The sequence below is a fragment of the Mesorhizobium sp. B3-2-1 genome (assembly GCF_006439515.1).
Taxonomy (GTDB): Bacteria; Pseudomonadota; Alphaproteobacteria; order Rhizobiales; family Rhizobiaceae; genus Mesorhizobium.
The window spans coordinates 1-10,929 of record NZ_VFTI01000057.1; the positions used below are offsets into that span (position 1 = coordinate 1).

Annotated in this window: 15 protein-coding genes and 3 pseudogenes; 10 read left to right on the forward strand and 8 right to left on the reverse strand. The window is 59.2% G+C overall.

What is annotated here, in order from left to right; genetic code table 11:
• Both FJW08_RS32780 and FJW08_RS31895 read left to right on the forward strand, forming a co-directional pair.
• Nucleotides 1-187 (forward strand): hypothetical protein (locus tag FJW08_RS32780; RefSeq protein ID WP_210241234.1); only part of this gene is annotated, 187 nt, incomplete at its 5' end.
• 1,322 nt (nucleotides 188-1,509) lie between these two features.
• A pseudogene (locus FJW08_RS31895) lies at nucleotides 1,510-1,822 on the forward strand (transposase); the annotation flags it as partial.
• Nucleotides 1,823-1,877: 55 nt separating this feature from the next.
• Here the strand turns inward: FJW08_RS31895 and FJW08_RS32615 are convergent.
• The 3 genes and pseudogenes from FJW08_RS32615 to FJW08_RS31905 form a co-directional block, all read right to left on the reverse strand.
• Nucleotides 1,878-2,486: a methyltransferase domain-containing protein gene (locus tag FJW08_RS32615; RefSeq protein WP_140762672.1), complete on the reverse strand. Its 609-nt coding sequence runs from the start codon at nucleotides 2,484-2,486 to the stop codon at nucleotides 1,878-1,880.
• Nucleotides 2,487-2,499: 13 nt separating this feature from the next.
• On the reverse strand, nucleotides 2,500-3,780 hold the full coding sequence (locus FJW08_RS31900; RefSeq protein ID WP_140762669.1) for a polysaccharide pyruvyl transferase family protein: 1,281 nt from the start codon (nucleotides 3,778-3,780) through the stop codon (nucleotides 2,500-2,502).
• A 66-nt stretch (nucleotides 3,781-3,846) separates the two neighbouring features.
• A pseudogene (locus FJW08_RS31905) lies at nucleotides 3,847-4,062 on the reverse strand (transposase); the annotation flags it as partial.
• A 495-nt stretch (nucleotides 4,063-4,557) separates the two neighbouring features.
• On the opposite strand from FJW08_RS31905, the gene FJW08_RS31910 reads away from it, so the two are divergent.
• Nucleotides 4,558-4,836, forward strand: coding sequence for a transposase (locus tag FJW08_RS31910; protein WP_181183109.1), 279 nt, complete (start codon nucleotides 4,558-4,560; stop codon nucleotides 4,834-4,836).
• A 650-nt stretch (nucleotides 4,837-5,486) separates the two neighbouring features.
• On the opposite strand, the gene FJW08_RS32620 is transcribed toward FJW08_RS31910, so the two are convergent.
• Complete coding sequence (locus tag FJW08_RS32620) at nucleotides 5,487-5,702, reverse strand: hypothetical protein (protein ID WP_181183110.1); 216 nt, start codon at nucleotides 5,700-5,702, stop codon at nucleotides 5,487-5,489.
• Between the two features lie 121 nt (nucleotides 5,703-5,823).
• On the opposite strand from FJW08_RS32620, the gene FJW08_RS33335 reads away from it, so the two are divergent.
• Nucleotides 5,824-5,952, forward strand: coding sequence for a hypothetical protein (locus tag FJW08_RS33335; protein ID WP_263489405.1), 129 nt, complete (start codon nucleotides 5,824-5,826; stop codon nucleotides 5,950-5,952).
• Between the two features lie 414 nt (nucleotides 5,953-6,366).
• On the opposite strand, the gene FJW08_RS31925 is transcribed toward FJW08_RS33335, so the two are convergent.
• Nucleotides 6,367-6,561, reverse strand: a complete 195-nt coding sequence (locus FJW08_RS31925) for a hypothetical protein (protein ID WP_140762657.1) — start codon at nucleotides 6,559-6,561, stop codon at nucleotides 6,367-6,369.
• A 277-nt stretch (nucleotides 6,562-6,838) separates the two neighbouring features.
• Between FJW08_RS31925 and FJW08_RS31930 the strand changes: the two genes are divergently transcribed.
• From FJW08_RS31930 to FJW08_RS33195, 3 genes are all read left to right on the forward strand, one after another.
• Nucleotides 6,839-7,339 carry a hypothetical protein gene (locus FJW08_RS31930; RefSeq protein ID WP_140813724.1) on the forward strand — a complete coding sequence of 167 codons (501 nt, stop codon included), beginning with the start codon at nucleotides 6,839-6,841 and terminating at the stop codon, nucleotides 7,337-7,339.
• A 10-nt stretch (nucleotides 7,340-7,349) separates the two neighbouring features.
• Nucleotides 7,350-7,736: a hypothetical protein gene (locus tag FJW08_RS31935; protein WP_140813725.1), complete on the forward strand. Its 387-nt coding sequence runs from the start codon at nucleotides 7,350-7,352 to the stop codon at nucleotides 7,734-7,736.
• Nucleotides 7,737-8,081: 345 nt separating this feature from the next.
• Complete coding sequence (locus FJW08_RS33195; protein WP_224598513.1) at nucleotides 8,082-8,273, forward strand: hypothetical protein; 192 nt, start codon at nucleotides 8,082-8,084, stop codon at nucleotides 8,271-8,273.
• Nucleotides 8,274-8,350: 77 nt separating this feature from the next.
• Here FJW08_RS33195 and FJW08_RS31950 read toward each other — a convergent pair whose 3' ends face one another.
• Complete coding sequence (locus FJW08_RS31950) at nucleotides 8,351-8,572, reverse strand: DUF768 domain-containing protein (RefSeq protein ID WP_140813726.1); 222 nt, start codon at nucleotides 8,570-8,572, stop codon at nucleotides 8,351-8,353.
• A 90-nt stretch (nucleotides 8,573-8,662) separates the two neighbouring features.
• Here FJW08_RS31950 and FJW08_RS31955 point away from each other — a divergent pair, with 90 nt between their 5' ends.
• From FJW08_RS31955 to FJW08_RS31965, 3 genes are all read left to right on the forward strand, one after another.
• Nucleotides 8,663-8,863 (forward strand): hypothetical protein, encoded by a 201-nt coding sequence (locus FJW08_RS31955; protein ID WP_318013038.1) that lies wholly within the window; start codon nucleotides 8,663-8,665, stop codon nucleotides 8,861-8,863.
• A 179-nt stretch (nucleotides 8,864-9,042) separates the two neighbouring features.
• The gene (locus FJW08_RS31960) at nucleotides 9,043-9,237 is read left to right on the forward strand and encodes a hypothetical protein (RefSeq protein WP_140813727.1); all 195 of its coding nucleotides are present in this window, start codon (nucleotides 9,043-9,045) and stop codon (nucleotides 9,235-9,237) included.
• 168 nt (nucleotides 9,238-9,405) lie between these two features.
• Nucleotides 9,406-9,945, forward strand: coding sequence for a class I SAM-dependent methyltransferase (locus FJW08_RS31965; RefSeq protein ID WP_181183111.1), 540 nt, complete (start codon nucleotides 9,406-9,408; stop codon nucleotides 9,943-9,945).
• A gap of 232 nt (nucleotides 9,946-10,177) precedes the next feature.
• On the opposite strand, the gene FJW08_RS32625 is transcribed toward FJW08_RS31965, so the two are convergent.
• Together FJW08_RS32625 and FJW08_RS31975 are read right to left on the reverse strand one after the other, a co-directional pair.
• Nucleotides 10,178-10,525, reverse strand: a complete 348-nt coding sequence (locus FJW08_RS32625; RefSeq protein ID WP_181183112.1) for a hypothetical protein — start codon at nucleotides 10,523-10,525, stop codon at nucleotides 10,178-10,180.
• Nucleotides 10,526-10,646: 121 nt separating this feature from the next.
• A pseudogene (locus tag FJW08_RS31975) lies at nucleotides 10,647-10,929 on the reverse strand (transposase); the annotation flags it as partial.

The window sequence follows — 10,929 nt, forward strand, 5'->3', positions numbered from 1 at the left end:
TGCTGGCCACGCGGGCAGCTTGGCCGGCCCGCGCCTTCTGGGGCGCGGGCCACGCCTGTCGACGGATCTTCCGCACTGGGCGCCACGGGTGATCGGCAGACTGGGGCGTCGCATGCGAACCACTCTATTTGCATTTGTGGTGCTGCTCTTTATTGCGAGCGGCTTCTGGCTGGCAGCCGAGCGGTGATGGCCGGCGGGTAGTGTCTCAGTTTGAATTGCGAAAACGCCTATTCTGTTTGATCGAGGTGCGCAAACGCCTATAATTGCTTAGGGGAAAGCATGGAGGCCACTCATGTCGGTGTGTGCCCGCGAACTGTTCGATAGCTACGTCGCGAACAGCCTCAACCATCCGGACCTCAAAGGGGTCGGGGTTGGAACCCATGTATCAGTCTTGCCTGTTTGGCAAGCGAGGCTCACATCCCAATGGCGGAGGTCATCGCAGAAGTCGGCCCAATTGCTGCTGCGCTTACAAAGCGGATCATCTAAACGATGCCGGACAGCGCGGGAGGTTGGAAGCGCATTTCTAGTGATCCAATCCACCAAGGCAGCGTCAACTCGCTCGCGCTCGGTAAACTCGTAGACCAAGCTCTGAGCGAGACCGCGCCATTCAGGATCCGGCGTCTTCGTTTGGAGAATGTCGGCATCGAACCCGGACACGCGGTGCGGCGTAGCTCAGCCTTGCGAATTGCCTGTGCAAACAATCTCCGGCTTCAAGGGGCCGTGAAACATGTTGTCGTGCCAAACGAGCTGTCTGAGGTCGCGCATGTCCACCGGCTGGCGACACACTGGGCATTGGTATAGATTCTCCGACCGATAAGCCGCACCCCCGTAGTGGTGGTTCGGCGGTGCCCCAAGCTCCGAAAGCTTCGTCATAACCAATCGAACATTCAACATAGCTAAATGTTCCCGAAAGGCTGCTCCCGCTCTAAATGCTGTTCCCATATCTGTTGGACTGGTCCGCTGCCCAAAGGCGGCGGGCCTTTCTATTTCTGGCGGGGAGGGAGCACGTCAGCGCGTTGACCGGGGCAATTCGATCTGGAGGAAGTGGGACGGGCAACGCGAGGTCCTTCTCAAATCTGCCTTGGGTTGTTGGATATCAGTTGAGGCTCTGCGCGATTTCATCAACGAGATGCCAGGGCCACAGGTTACGGCAACCGATGTAAGCCAGCGCCTGAGAGCGTTCGAGGACGAGGAATACTTCTCGTACCCAAAAGAGGAGCATCGCCCTGGGTGCCTCGCGCTGTACGAGAAGGAAAGGGCCGACGGTACTGAGCTTCCGGCCATCATCGGCTTGCTCAGGGACCACGTGGAGCGACAAGAGGAGCGGCTTCGGGTTGAGCAGGAGGAACGGTATAAGAGATCGCGTGAAGAGGACCGGATGGCTCGCGAACAGCGGCTCCTGTCTGGCGCTGACTGCAAGTGGACGCAGCTCCCCGGTCGCGGCAAGTTGATTCCATGGGCGGCCAGAGACGCTGGCAAAGCATTGGAATGCATGATTGAATCGGCCTTATGAGCAACGCGGCCGAGCCTCAGACCAACGATCCGATCGCGCTTCAGGCGATGCTCGCGGCGGAGCGCGCCGAGAACGAGCGGCTGCGCCAGATCATCAAGGAACTGCAGCGCCACCGCTTCGGCCGCAGGGCAGAGAGCCTGCCCGTCGAGCAGTTGCTGCTGGGCCTGGAAGAGGCCGAGCAGGTCGAGGCGGAGGGCTTCGCCGCGGAGGACACCGCCGATCCTGCCAAGCTCGAGGCTCGTGCCCGCACTGCCCGCGCACCTGCCGCATATCGAGCAGGTCATCGACATTCCCGACAAGATCTGCCCGTCACGCGCCGACCGAAGTATGCCTGCCGGAGCTGCGAGGAGGAACCGGCCTGGGTTCAGTCATTGTCTCGAAAGTGAAAGATCCGCTCGTCGCCTTCCGTGGTGTGCCAGTCGACAGCGTGCGCTAGCCCGTATCCGGCGTCGGCAAAGAGGCGGATCAGCTCTGTTTCCGTAAATGTGTTGGTCCAGCCTGCGCCAGCGCGGCGGAACGTTTCCGGCAGCCTGGCCAGGCTATGTCGGGGGTGAGCCGCGCAACCATATGACGCGATACAAGCCGGCGATTGCTGCCTCAGCCATTCTACAAAGGAATGTAGATCGTGAACGTATTCGAGAACCCCAGCAAAAATTGCGAGATCGAATGCATGGGCGGTCAGATCAGGCAAGGGTCGTTGATTTAGGTCCAGCACGATCGTGCCAGGTCCGCGGCTCACGAGGTCGGACGGGGTGTATTGGCAGCTTGGGTCGAGATGACGTTGAAGCTTGCCCATTCCCACGCCAAACTCAATCACCCTCGCCCCAGGTGGCACTAACCGGGCAATGATTTTCGTCCTTTCCTCCCAGTCCTCGAATGCCGATGCATCGGTCCACCGCTCAAAGTCGGTCCTTCCGAACAGCTTGCATCTGAGCGCTTTTAGTCTTGTCGACCAACTGTTGTATTCCAGCATGGCGGCCCCTGATTCAGCCTTGGTCCCCGATCGCGTCACGAATGCGACGGTAAACGGTATGGCCGGCAGCGATTTGAGCTTCGGCCCTGGCCAATATCGCCGGGCGAATAGCGGGCGCCTCTTCCCACAGGCGCCGGAGCGCCGATCGAAGCCTCTCGGCAGAGTTCGGATGATCGAGTGCCACCATCTCGCAGCCCGTGCCGAACATATCGGCGAGGCCAAGGAACTTGTCGACATAGTAGTCGGATCTGGCTAGCCCGATCGTCGGGATACCGTTGGCCAACGCGAAAACGCCCGCATGGTAGCTGCCAGTGACTACGACCCGACAGCGCTGGATTTGCCGAATGAGGTCGATCGGCCTGCGGATCGCGAGTGCCCGGTTCAACTCGGTCTCATCGGTGGGCATCAGTCCACGAATTGCGTCGATGTCCGCTTCGCGAGGCACCCATGAGACTGGAACGGCGATCAATGGTGCCTCGAGCGAATCCGATGTGGCGCCTAATACATGTCGCAGCCCTTCGAGAATACCCGCTGATACTCCTGAATAGGAGGAAAGACGTAGATTGACGCCAATGCCGGTGCCAAGCTCATCCACTCGCATCTCATGCGCCATTTCGATGGCGTCATCGCCGGTTGCGCAGATCCTGTCCTTGGAAACACCCAGCTCCGCGAGCAGAGGAAGCCCGGCTCGCGTTTCGCGAAGCGCGATCAAGTCGAGCCTTGGCAATATGGCCGATGCACGCGCTCTCAGTTCGGCATTGGCAAGCGGGCCCATCCCCTGGCCGACCATGACCACCGGCCGTCCTTTCCTTGCAAGCGCGAGATTCAGAGTTTCGAGTACCGACAGGGCATATTCTGGGAAAGCGTCTGTGATTCCGCCCATTCCACTTACAAGCACAAGGTCTGCCCTGTCCACAGCATCAGTGAAGCGAAGAAGTGCCGCGCGTGCATCCGGCATATGCCTAAACTTAAGGCGCCAGAACAGAGAAACAAGCCTCGGCGCGTGTCGGCGAATGCGATCGGGCCAGTGCTTGGGCACGAACCGCTTCAACTTGGCCGGCCTGAAATCAGGCTTGAGCCATAGGGCGCGCCCTTCGGCGGACAGGGGGGTGGCAAAGGGACAGAAGCGGCGAAGCGCGTCCGGATCGTCAGTCAGAACGTTGATCGTCGAATTGTCGCACAGCCGCGCAAGCCGCTCCGTGGCAGCATAGAGCATTGCCATGTCGCCGATATTGCGCAGCACATAATCGCTCGGCTCTACGAGTATCTGGATTGGGCGATGATTAATGCGCATCCTGTTCCCCTAGATCCGAGTGGAGGGCCGAAGGTTAGCACAACGTCTGAGAGCCTGAATCGAAATTCATGCGGCATGGCACTCGCCTCTCGCCAGCCTTCGCATCAGTAGGAAGGCGAGAGCGATCTGGAGCCACGCGAGAGATGACTCGAGGGTCGCCTCGAAGTCCTTCGCCAGGCGACGGGCGCGATTAATCCAACCGAAGTTTCTTTCGACGACCCAACGCCTTGGCAGCACGACGAACCCCTTGATTTGTGTATCGGTGCGTTTGACGACGGTGATGGCGATGCGGCTATCCTCGTTGCGCGGTACGGCGGACTCTCGAACGCCGAAGACATGATCGATCGGTTGGTGAACTCACTCAAAGCTTGGGTGAAGACTGCCCACCCATTTCGCCATGGAACCCAATCGGATCAAATTCACGAAGCGCCATTGGACCTCGCGATCCTCTCGGCACGCACGGTATGGGTTTTTTGCGGTTTCTGGCTAAACCGGCGCCCTAGAGGGCAACGCCTTCTCCAGCGCTCGTCTGGCCATCTCAAGCCGCGCCTCGTCGCCACCGTAGTCCTCGCCTACGCTGCCCGAGGAGTGACCCAGCACGATGTCTTGGTCCGACTTGGTCACACCTGCCAGACGTAGCCGGTCTTTTATAAGATGCCGGAGCGAGTGTGTAGTTGCCTTCGGGTCGGTGACACAGGCCCGTACATGCTTTCAAGAGCAGCAGAAGCTGAGGACGCGCCTTTAGGCCGGCCATAGGTCGGGAACAGCATCGACGAGTTGCCTGCCGCAGCCACGGCTTCCTCAGCAGCTGCCAAGGCATCGCCGATCAAGGGCACATTGCGCCTCGCTGCCGGCGCCAGGCTCTTCTTCCTGCCGAAATACTCGCCCGATCTTAATCCGATCGAACAGCTCTTTTCAAAACTCAAGCACTGGCTGAGAAAGGCAGCAAGCCGCACCGTCCAAACCGTTTGCGACGCGATCGGCCAAATTCTCAACCGCATCACACCGACAGAATGCTCACACTACTTCGAAAACTCCAGATATGACCGAAACTAATCTCATCCCGCTCTAGCGCCTCCAGGTCGAGCTGGGTGGAATGATTGGGATGGCCGCACGTAACGTAGAACGTCTCACGGCTGCGAATGGCGTCGGCGATGGTCTTGGACATGGTGCGGCCTCGGAAAGGAAGAAATCGCCGCACGGGGAATATGTTCCTATCGGTGAATGATTGACAAGGGCGTCGCCTGAGGGAACCGGCAGCCATCAACAACGTTCTCTCGCATGTTCAAGAAGATTGCCTTTGCCGCCATACTGCTTCAAGTCGCCGCCTTCTCGGCTCTCCTGACGCAAACATTCCTTTTGGGATCGACGGCCACGCAAGCGGCCAGTGTCCAAGGTGAGCCCGCTGTGGCCATCACAGACACGGAATGCGCCAAGGCGACTTGGCCCGATATCCCGGTTCGATGCCTGGAGAGGGTTCAGGCTCGGCAGCTCACCGTCACCATGACAGTGCAATAAGCAGGCCCTTGGCTGACTCTGTGATTGCAAAACATTCACCATGTCCTGAATCACCGGCGCGACTGCGGAACAAAGTAAGCCAGCGTTGAGTTAACGGGGCGAAGGGGCAATTCAACCAAACAGGGATCTTCGCAATGAAAACAGTGCTCTTCGCCGCTCTGGCGTTCTGCATCGCCGCTCCGGCTGTCTCATCCGCTGCCGAAGCTGATGTGGTGGTCAGGATGCATCACAGGCATCATCATCACGGTACCGCCATCGTTATCAACGATGGGCACCGCATGCATCACCGCCACCACGGCAGGGTTGAATTCTACGATCACGGCAGACGCCATCATCACCACTCCACCACCGTCGTCGTCAAAACCTCCCGTCATCACCGGCACCATCATCGAGTCGTTGTCCAAGGCGGCACCTCGTAACGAGATTTCGCCCAAGGTACAGAAAAGGCCCGGTAGCCGGAGCCGCCGGGCCTTGATCTAAAGTTCCATCGGCTCAGCCCATCCTCACCAAAACCATTCCGACAGAATGGTCGATCTCGACACGGTATTGATCGCCATGGATGCTCTGCATCTTCTCGGCAATGAGGCGAGCCAGCACTTCGATTTCGGCGCGCCCTTCGCCTTGGTCTCAGTGACGGCGTTGGCAATGATCTGATTGCTATTCGCCATATGCTGATACCTCCGGGATGTCGCCGGCATCCTGCTCGCCGTCGTCAAGCGCCCAGCCAGCCGACGAGCGAGACGATCTGCCGAATCTGGTCCTCCGAGCACCCTATTTGGCGTGCGAGGGCTTCGACCTCGGCAGGACTGAGCTCCGGCTGCGTTGAACTAAGGTCCGGCTGTTTTGATCGGTCTGACATCGGGTGTCCTCCGGCAGGAGGAACTTACGGTTCTCGACAATGTTCCGGCGGCGGTCCTATGGCCAGACGACACAAATGTGGCCGCGCGGACATCACTTCCTGTAGGGCCAACGACCGCCATTATGATGAACTAACTATGGCGTCGAGCACCGGAGGCCCACCGGACCCTAATGGCCAAAAGCGCCCGGTGTCCAGCGGTGGATAAGGCTCTACTTCCGCGTGATCCATTCCAGCAAGCGCGGCTCAACCTCTTCGTAGCCGGTATAGTCGCGAAATAGCTGAGCAGCGAATTCCTGCCACTGGCCTTCAGCGATATGTTCTTCACGAACCAAGACCCGGAAGGCCTCGCGCATAATATTGCAGTCGAACGCCGACACTTCACCCCGTGAGCGGAAAGCCGCCATTACAGTCACTCCCATACCAGGCGGGAGCATTACAAGGCCTCAGGCGTCCCCCTTCCGCAACTGGATACCGGCTGCGGCAGGGGTTCGCAAGCGAATGTCCGGGTACAAACGTAAATGGACAAGTCCGTTGTTATATAATCCAGTATATCTTGTGCTTCCGAGCAAGTTTTCGCTTCGGCAGATTTCCAATTCCGAACTTTACCAGAATAATTCTGGGCTCTTGCAGACATGTCGACTGTGATAGATGCTGCCTCTCGGCCTCGGGAGGGGCTAGAGGATGAAAAACAAGGAGTGGATGGCGCTGGGCGTCATTGCAGCACTTTGCGACTGTCAGACGAGCAATCAAGCTGATTACATGCAGATTGGCTATGGGTCAAGTTTCGATGTCGCCCATGCCCAATGCGAACTGCAAAAGGGTTCGGCTGACCAAGGCTATATTGCCATGGGATCACCCGGCTTTGTCGCGGGTGCCGGAATTGGCAACGCTCTCGGCAACTTGGCTGCCGAAGAGCAGTACATGAAGAACTGCCTCATCCTGAGCGGATGGAAACGCGCGCCTCACGGTCAAGGAGCCGCCGCCGCAGCAGCCGTTGCAAGTGGCGCGCCTCCGACACCCTATGGGATAGCCCGCGCACCTGGCAGCTGGATCAACACGGCTCTGCTGGACTGGTCGGACACCAACAACAAGTGCGTCGCCGGTGACAAAGCTGCGTGTGCTATTCGCGCGAAACTTGGCGCGAAACTGCACGCCGCCGGCATCAGCCCGTCCCCAGTTTAGAGGGTCGACAATGCGGCTTTATCCCACCACATGCGTCGGCATCGCCCTAGCTTTGAGCGGATGCGGCGCCGACCATCTCAACAACTATGACACCGTGACATTGGCGGCCGGCGATGCGAACCGTACGAACAGCCTCTCGCAGACCGTCGACCCTTTCAATCCGAACACCCGGAATACACACATTGAGGGCGACGGCCAGCGAATAGCAGGTGTTCAACAATTTCGGGGAACAACCCTGGCGCCCGCCCAACCGCCCGGCATCGTGGTGAATGTAGGCGCGAACGACCAACATCCCTGCGACCTTCGAACACAAACTGACAGCGCTGACAGGGCGTGCGGCGAGCGATCTGCCGAGGCGAAGCCAGGCGGCCGTACCGGCCACGAAACGGACTACTAGCGCGCACGGCCGATTTTGACATAAGCTACAAGATCCACTGGCGATGCTGCCATCGCGGTGCCGCATCGCCTCCGCGATCACTTCGAAGACGCTGCCGACTTCCTCTTAAATCGCGGCTACCGCGATGCCCTGTCGGTCCGCAGCTTCCAGTCTACCCGAGGGTAGCTTCCGCGATCACACCATGTCCTTTTGAGGTAGATTAGCCGATTGGCATATGCGGCGGACCTCGGTTCGCCAGGCCGGCGTCAAATTCAGGCAATTCTCCCCAACGAGAGGCGCCGGCCACCCCACATCTGCCTGATGATCCGATCTTGCTCATTCTTTCCGGAAATCCTGAAGCGAGGCATGGCGCAAATCCTCCTCGCCCCGGAGGTGCTTCACCCTGCCAATGATCCCGGGTTGACCCATTGGGTCGCCGGCCGCTTCATGCCGCAGTGGATCGCGCTTGCCATCATCACCGGAGCAGGCGCCCTCGGAAATTCAATCAACGCCAAGTTCAAGGCGGTCGGCACTACGCTCAACAGCAGCGGTTCGTGATCGCGCGCCTTTTGGCCAAAGCCTCAACATGTCTGTGAACATGATCGAAACTAGGACGCGAAGGCCCCCCGCCGCCGTCATTCAGGCCGACCATGTTCGTGATGCACTATCGCTTCGATGATGGTGCGGTAGAGGCTGTCCACTTCCTCGTCGAGCTCGACCCGCTTGATGCCGATCGCCTTGGCATCCGCAATTAGCTTATCGGTAAGTTCATCCACGCAGATGACGTCTGGTTTCGCCGTCTCGGGGATGTTGTTCGCGATCCATTCATGCAGGAAATCGATGCCACGCGCGCTCATTGAATCATAAGCTCGATCTGCGGTTTCGGTTCCGGGCCCGTATATTAGCCTCCGCTTGACGAAGCTGTTGCCCGCCCCAGACTCATGGGCATGTCGAAGGTCATCAACATCGGCGATGAGGTCGCAATTACCGCCACTGTTCGGCGGCGCGTCACCGAGGACCGCGTGAGCGCTTCAATCCCGTCCTACGGCCAGCCGCATTTCGATTGTCGACGAACAACAGAGGTGACGAAGGGCCAGCACATCGAGCTGATTGGCAAGTCACCCACCTACTCGACAAGAACCGCGTGACGGTGAACCTGGGCATTCCCGTCACCGTCGATGCCGCTGTCGTCAGGCTGGTGAACGCCTACAAGCCGCCGACGAGAAAGAAGCCGGTGGTGGACAAGCCAACCTAAGGCACGCTCCCATCTGCAAAGGGACCGCAATAATTCCGGGAACTTTTACCATGGCGGGATGTTGCTGGCCCCATGACGAAGCTTTCAGACCTTGGCCTCCCGATTCCCGGCAAGCGGCACGACGGCGAGCCCTCCGATGAGGACGGCCATTTCTATAAGTGCAAGATCTGCGGCCAGCCGGCCGACATGCGCGACCTGCGCCAGGTAATGTGGCACGAGCAGCCTAGGCACGAGCGGCTGAAGCCCGAAGTCGTCAGACGCTCCTGAACGCAACAAGCCCGCCGGCCGGAGGAAGCGGCTCAACGACAGAATGGCTGCTCACAGCCGGCGAACCGCCCTATGATCGGCAGGGGTTGGAATAAGATGGCGCCAAGGTTCATAGCAAAACAGCTTTCCTGGCCGGCTGGTATCGCCGGCTGGCTCGTCCGAGCTGGTATGAACCGGGGCAACGCCCGGCTGAACAACTTCGCTCTCGATCAATTACAGATTGTTCCGGAAGATCGAGTGCTGGAAGTCGGATTCGGCGGCGGCGCAGCAGTGCAGCGCCTTCTCCGTGGCGCGTCATTCGTCTGCGGTGTTGATCGCTCCCGCGATGTGGTGAGCGCTGCCGCTCGCCAGTTTGCCGATGCGGTGCGCGCCGGACGAGCCGAGTTTCACGTCGGGGCGGTTGAAAAGCTGCCCTTGCCGGATGCGACATTCGACAAAGTCCTCAGCGTCCACACAGTATACTTCTGGCAAAGCCTGAAAGCCGGATCTGCTGAGTTGGCACGAGTTCTTAGGCCCGGCGGGCGAATCGTTTTGGGCTTCCTTCCCAAGGCGCATATGGACCGGATGAACATGCCAGCAGATATCTTCACCCCACGTGAGCCGGACGAGATCACAGCTGCTCTGCAAGGTGTGGGGTTCGGGGAGACGGAGGTTCGAAAACCGAACTCGGAGACGGCATGGGCCGTCGCGACAGGTATACGAAACTGAGCTGTCCGCGTGCGGAGCGCTGCGACAACAAAAAAGCCCGCCACCTTTCGGCAGTGGGCGAGTCTGGAGTGTGCTGGTATCAACCAGCGTAGTGTCAACGACTCCGAATAGGTTGGTTGCCCGGTTTGTGCTATGATTCGAGCCGCGGGAAAGAAGCAAAAACGCGTCACCGAACCTGTCGCCGATCGCGAGTTTACGGCCGAAGCTGATTACTATGCTCGCAAGTTCGGCCTCACCCGAGACGAGGCCCAGAGCATCCTTGACGAAGACGGCGGTCTCGATTTTCTAGGCCTTCAGGTCGTCGGTCGATTCCCGGATCGGCCAATAGATTAACCCGCCCAGAACCACGATCGCGGACACCATCACGCCAACGCTCGGAAATCGAGGTGCCGAGGGCGGCAATCGAATTTCGCGTCTCGTTCGTGAACCACGAGAAAGACTGTTCGATTTGCCGGAATCCAGAACACATCTCGGCTTCAAGATCGGTCTGCCTGCGGCCGAGATTTGTGACCCGTTCGCCCAGCTGCGCTTGGATCGGATCTTGGTAGTGTCGCTGTTCTTCGGCCATATCGTCCGCCATCTGCCCAATGGCCTATATCAACGTTCCGCTGCTATTTCAGTTGGCAGCCTGGGATCGTGTCCCTCTGGGTGGTGTAGCTGGCGGCATTGGTCGCCGTGCTCTCCGGCATGGGCCGGGCTGATCAGCGCGCCACGGCTGGCAGGCTGATCAGGGGATCATCGCTCATCTGGCTGATCGTTTCCAGAGTCATATATCTGGCCCTCTGCACTGCCCATTCATCGTTCTGTTCGAGCAGGATTGCGCCGACGAGGCGCACGATCGCATCGTCGTTCGGGAAGATTCCGACGACCTCGGTGCGCCGCTTGATCTCGCCAGGCGCTCGATCGGATTCGTCGAGTGGAGCTTGGCGCGATGTTCCTTCGGGAAGGTCATGTAGGCCAGCACGTCGGGCTCGGCGTCGTCCA

Excerpts from the sequence above, each read along its gene's own strand:
- FJW08_RS32615 (WP_140762672.1), bottom strand. The coding sequence starts at position 2,486 with ATGCTGGAATACAACAGTTGGTCGACAAGACTAAAAGCGCTCAGATGC.
- FJW08_RS31900 (WP_140762669.1), bottom strand. The coding sequence starts at position 3,780 with ATGCGCATTAATCATCGCCCAATCCAGATACTCGTAGAGCCGAGCGAT.
- FJW08_RS33335 (WP_263489405.1), top strand. The coding sequence starts at position 5,824 with ATGGTCGATCTCGACACGGTATTGATCGCCATGGATGCTCTGCATCTT.
- FJW08_RS31925 (WP_140762657.1), bottom strand. The coding sequence starts at position 6,561 with ATGGCGGCTTTCCGCTCACGGGGTGAAGTGTCGGCGTTCGACTGCAAT.
- FJW08_RS31930 (WP_140813724.1), top strand. The coding sequence starts at position 6,839 with ATGAAAAACAAGGAGTGGATGGCGCTGGGCGTCATTGCAGCACTTTGC.
- FJW08_RS31935 (WP_140813725.1), top strand. The coding sequence starts at position 7,350 with ATGCGGCTTTATCCCACCACATGCGTCGGCATCGCCCTAGCTTTGAGC.
- FJW08_RS33195 (WP_224598513.1), top strand. The coding sequence starts at position 8,082 with ATGGCGCAAATCCTCCTCGCCCCGGAGGTGCTTCACCCTGCCAATGAT.
- FJW08_RS31950 (WP_140813726.1), bottom strand. The coding sequence starts at position 8,572 with ATGAGCGCGCGTGGCATCGATTTCCTGCATGAATGGATCGCGAACAAC.
- FJW08_RS31955 (WP_318013038.1), top strand. The coding sequence starts at position 8,663 with ATGTCGAAGGTCATCAACATCGGCGATGAGGTCGCAATTACCGCCACT.
- FJW08_RS31960 (WP_140813727.1), top strand. The coding sequence starts at position 9,043 with ATGACGAAGCTTTCAGACCTTGGCCTCCCGATTCCCGGCAAGCGGCAC.
- FJW08_RS31965 (WP_181183111.1), top strand. The coding sequence starts at position 9,406 with ATGAACCGGGGCAACGCCCGGCTGAACAACTTCGCTCTCGATCAATTA.
- FJW08_RS32625 (WP_181183112.1), bottom strand. The coding sequence starts at position 10,525 with ATGGCGGACGATATGGCCGAAGAACAGCGACACTACCAAGATCCGATC.